We start from the raw sequence: 1,754 nt of genomic DNA, 5'->3' as shown, positions 1-1,754 counted from the left end.
CCCTCATTCTCTCCCGGCGCGGTGGCTCAAGTCCTGCTGAAAGCCACCGTTCTCTCTTTTTTAGTCTAAACTCCAGTAAAAGAATTCAAAAAACAGTGGACATTTGAAGGAATTTGCGTAGCAGACAGCGCCTTATACACCAGGGAAAACCTATCAGCAATGACAGGAATCAAATGGATAACAAGAGTCCCATTAAGCATAAAATCAGCCCAAGAGAAAATCGTAGACATCCAAGAAAGCGAATGGCAAGCAAGCTCAAAAAAAGGATATAAAATAGCAGAAAGAGCCAGCGAATATGGAAACATCAAGCAAAGATGGTTAGTTATAGAAAGTGAACTCAGAAAACAAGCAAGCATCAAACAAATAGACAAACAAGTAAACAAACAAGAATTAAGCGCCCAAGCCTCACTAAGCAAGCTTTATCGGCAAAAATTTGCCTGTGTTGCCGACGCAGAAACCGCCATCAAAAATCTATCAGACACATGGAAATATCACAAAATTACCGAAATTGAATGTCAAGAAAAAAGCCATAAAAAACCAAAAACGCCAAGCAAAAAAGCTAGTAAAATAGACACAATAGCCTATCAAATAATCGGTAAAATAGAAACCAGACCGAAATAATATCCGCCGAAAAAATCAAAGCAGGGAGATTTATACTGGCAACAAACATCTTAGATAAAAACGAAATAACCAACGAGCAAATATTAGAAGAATACAAAGACCAACAAAGTAACGAAAGAGGATTTAGATTTTTAAAAGACCCATTATTTTTCACATCAAGCGTCTTCGTGAAAAAACCCGAGAGAGTAGAAGCAATTGCCATGATAATGGGAGTATGTTTATTAGTATATAATCTCGCCCAGAGAAAGTTGAGGCAAGAATTAGAATCAGCCAATGCCAGCATCAGAAACCAGGTCATAAAATTGACAAATAAACCGACAATGCGGTGGGTATTTCAGATGTTTCAAGCCGTACATTTAGTCAACCTAAATGGAGCCGAAGAAATAAGCAACTTAACAAAGGAACGTCGGGAGATATTAAATTATTTAGGAAAGGTTTGCGGTCAATATTATTTAATAGTTGAAGATGGGTAACTCGGAAAACAAACCGGAGAATATTGTTGAATAAATTCAAATAATTGGCAACAGAAAAATCATGTTGCCGGAATTGTGATGTCTAATTCATGGAAAATTAGTTCAGATATTGCCGAAGGAATATATTAGGAAATATCTGTGAATTCAAATTTGTTATATCTCGCCAAAATCGCAAAATAATGATACTAAAATTAGAAAAGGTAGGCACAGATATTTTTCCTACAGTGAATGTATAAAAATACTTAGTCATCAAAGCCAGAACTGCGGAATGTGGGTTATGAAAATGGCTATGATTCCCTTTTAAGGCACCGAGATAGTCATTCCCAGACTCAATAATTAGCTCACAAGTTTTTTTTGAGTATTCAAGGCATCGAAGGCAAAAACGACTCCCCGTTGGGCCAAGGCTTCCAAAACGGGTGGAATCGCTTTGATTTCATTGGTTTTACAATCCACTTGTTGGGGAGTTAAAATCAGTCCTCGTTCGACCAAGTAGACCGTCACCAATTGAATCGCTGGATGGGATGGGGTCCGATTATCACCCGTTTCAATATTGTAAGAGCCACGGAGGACTTTTCCATCTAAGGCAGAAGTGTTGAACGCTTATTGATAGAATTCTGAAAATAGACATACGAATCCTATAAAATGCTGATTTCAGCAATT

General features: G+C 37.6%; 1 pseudogene. It reads left to right on the top strand.

The features are described from left to right. Positions 1 to 75 precede the first annotated feature (75 nt). A pseudogene (locus QUB20_RS28810) lies at positions 76 to 1,094 on the top strand (IS1634 family transposase); the annotation flags it as partial. Positions 1,095 to 1,754 lie beyond the last annotated feature (660 nt).

It is taken from the genome of Microcoleus sp. B4-C2, assembly GCF_036705265.1.
Classification (GTDB): Bacteria; Cyanobacteriota; Cyanobacteriia; order Cyanobacteriales; family Microcoleaceae; genus Microcoleus.
This window is presented reverse-complemented; position numbering and strand designations above follow the sequence as displayed.